Source organism: Cohnella suwonensis, from assembly GCF_042655365.1.
Taxonomy (GTDB): Bacteria; Bacillota; Bacilli; order Paenibacillales; family Paenibacillaceae; genus Cohnella; species Cohnella suwonensis.
Window position 1 is genome coordinate 1 of record NZ_JBHSMH010000027.1, and the last position, 3,132, is coordinate 3,132.

2 protein-coding genes are annotated in these 3,132 nt (G+C 42.1%); both read right to left on the reverse strand.

The annotated features are described in order from the left end of the window. Positions 1-752: 752 nt before the first annotated feature. Positions 753-1,190, reverse strand: coding sequence for a TIR domain-containing protein (locus ACFPPD_RS10730; protein WP_209752094.1), 438 nt, complete (start codon positions 1,188-1,190; stop codon positions 753-755). A 21-nt stretch (positions 1,191-1,211) separates the two neighbouring features. Then, positions 1,212-2,498, reverse strand: coding sequence for a TRAFs-binding domain-containing protein (locus ACFPPD_RS10735; RefSeq protein ID WP_209752092.1), 1,287 nt, complete (start codon positions 2,496-2,498; stop codon positions 1,212-1,214). Positions 2,499-3,132 lie beyond the last annotated feature (634 nt).

Consider the following 3,132-nt stretch of genomic DNA (forward strand, 5'->3'; position numbering starts at 1 on the left):
ATGACCGACCAATACTTTTCGGAATGACTGGCTAAGACTTTCCGGAATCGGTGACCATTACTTTCCGGAATGGGTGGCTAAAACTTTTCGGAATACGCAGCATACCTCATTCCGTTTAACTATGTGCTCTACTAACAAATGACCGACAGTCGCTGTCATCATCAATTTAGATTATCCAGGTTTGCAGTCTCTGGCGATATTTCGGTTGATTTTACGTTGATTTTCAATCTCGGTGTCCTAATATGTTGACTTTGACTTAAAAATGTAACTTAACCGAATTATTAATATAAATCCATACATAGAAAAGAGGGTGGGTTAGTCACCCTCATGGCGGCTGTTCCGGCCCTTCGTTTATCTGTATAGGGCATTGTGAAGCTAAGAGCAGGTGCTCGATTCGACCCACCCTGAAAGTATTTTCAGGATTCACTTGTTGACTCCGTGTTGACTCCGGGCATAGAAAACACATCGCCATGGCATCCAATCCGCATGGCGATGTATTCTAAGTTCAAATACTGTCATATATCTTTCCGCTCTTATTCATCTCCAGTTACAATCGGGTTCTGTATATATGAAATCCAATCGCTCCAGCTGTCGAACTTTGTTTGTTGACTTCTCGTCGATGCCTTCCATTACTTGTGATACGGTTCTCCGCGCTGTCTGATACGGCAAGTTTTTTAAAGAAAAAATCACCGGGTATCGTAATGATTTCCGGTGATTTTAAAACGTATAGTTAGTAGGGTTGGTTTTTCAGCCTACTTGTCCCCTTCATCCCAAGAGTTTGTTCCACGGATTGCACTTACAATACTATCAGAATTCCATCGAACCAATGCTAGTTCTTTGTAACCCTCGTTTTTTAGTTTTCGTAAACTTGCTGGTACCTTTGAAGATGATTGCCCGTAAAGGTATACTCCGACCACTCTTTTGCTCTTTTCAGCAGCGTAGTCAATTTCATAATTGACCCATTTCCTAGTATAAGTTCCCGGTCCGATTACAACGACAACTGTTCCCGCCCAATTAATTTGTGCGTTAATGTCATTTTTTATTTGGTTTTCTGTCTTGGCATCGTTGTCCTCATCAAGGGAGCCATTTTTAAAATCAAAATAACCCCTATTTTTGAGTAATTGTATAATCCCATCATAGCTATCCTTGTGTTTAAAATAATAACTGAAGAATAGATTTTTTGAATTCACTTTTATTCTCCTTTAGCATTTTTATTTTAAGAGCTCTTCGAATCTAGTTAAGAGCCCCGCTTCCAATCTTGTATGAGTAAAGATCCGCTGAACACCTTTTAATGCTGACTCCTTCTGACGATCTTTTGGCCCTGGATTTCTCTTAAGACCATTGCCATAGAGATTTAATGCACGATCAGTATCTCCTAAAACTAAGTACAACTCCCCAATTGTAAAGTCCACCCAAAACGACACTGTATCTCTTTTGGCCAGTTCCTCACATACAGCCAATACAGCCTTTGTCTTTTCCTGTGCTCCCTTAATATCGCCAGCAATCAATCTCAAAGTTACTGAATTGACGCCACAATAATAACTAAGAGGGTCTTTCTCATATGCCAACTCATATGCTGATATTGCAGCATCTAGGGCATCTCTTCTTCCTGTTGATTCGAACAACTCTCGATATAACCGGCCTTCCAGACCAGAAATTTCAGGTAAGTATCTAGCGTCTGGGAATTCGCGATAAATGTAATCCAAAAGTTCCTTAGCCTCTGAATGATTACCTTCTTCTAGCAAGATAAGGGCTTTTCTATGAAGAAGTTCCAAATCATCCGGTAATAGAGTCAATGCTTTTTGAACCTCTGACAACGCTAAAGTGTATTTCTTTTCCTCAATAAATGTTTGGCTAAGCAAATCATGTATCTGGATGTCCATTGCCTTGTCTGTTCCAAAAGAAGAATACATAGAATCAACTAAAGACCCCAGCTCAGAAATTCTACCAATAGAAATTAGCGATTCTATTCTTCGTAGCCAAACCGAAATCGCAGCTGTACCTACATTACGTGGGGGCTTGTGTAATCTAACAGTGCTTAAGTACGTTTCCACTTGTTGTTCCCAATATTGTTTCTTGGGTTGCAGTTTTGCCTCGACCATCAGTCTTTCGCAAATCTCAATAATTCGTTCTTTATCTTCACCGGGATAAGCTTGATAAGACGAAAGGGGACCTTCGAAATCTGAAAGTGGCATCGAATATACCACTGGAATCAAACCTCGGTCTTTGTTCGTGCCACTCGCTACGCCGCATTCCCACAAAATCCACGGTCGCTCAATACTTCGCGGACTAATGATTGCAATCACGTAATCAGCTGCAGATAATTTTTCATAAATATTATCACGCCACTCGGCACCAATTTTCATGCCTCCAGAGGGTTTTGTATCACTCGACAACCAAACTTCAATTGCACCTTGCGAAACATGATCGAGCAAAGTTTGCCAAGCAAGTGCCAAGTCTTTTTCATCATGAGAGTGGCTAATAAAAACTTTCAACATTTGTTGGCCCTCCAGAATCGATTGTTAGCACTTAAGTCAAGCGAGTGCTAAATTCAATGTACCAAAAATTCTATATTCTGTAAACACCCTTTTGAATCGAGGGCGAGCTGCTTGAAAAATCTTAGTATGTATGTCATCGAACAGGGACTCCGAGGCACCGTCAACCGTTCCAGACATTGATCAAGCAGATTCATGTCGAGGGAGCGAAATGGGATCGGACGTACTGTCCTCAAACTGCCTTTCCACCTCAGTTTTGCTGTTCGTACTGAATTTCAGGTGCTCAATGAAAAGGGCCGAGACGGCGAAAAGTCGAAAACATTGAATCGGAGCTTGACCTCACCATCCAAATGTTTTTTGAGTTGGCCCCTTCCGCCAAACCAGCGGAGGGGCTTTTGTTTTCCGCAATCAACCGCTCCTCCAGATACCGCATCGTTCTGTGACCCTAAGCACACAGCACCCCATTTGCACCAACTTTCCCGCCGAACGAAGCCCATTCCAAACCCATGTCCGGCAAAGCTCCTTTCCACGTCTGTTGGTAAGCGTCAAACCTTCCCCACCTTCAAGCCCGCTAATCGCTATGAGATAATCCTCCTCAGAATCAGTCAGGGGAGGATTTTTTATGGCCAGAAAAGAT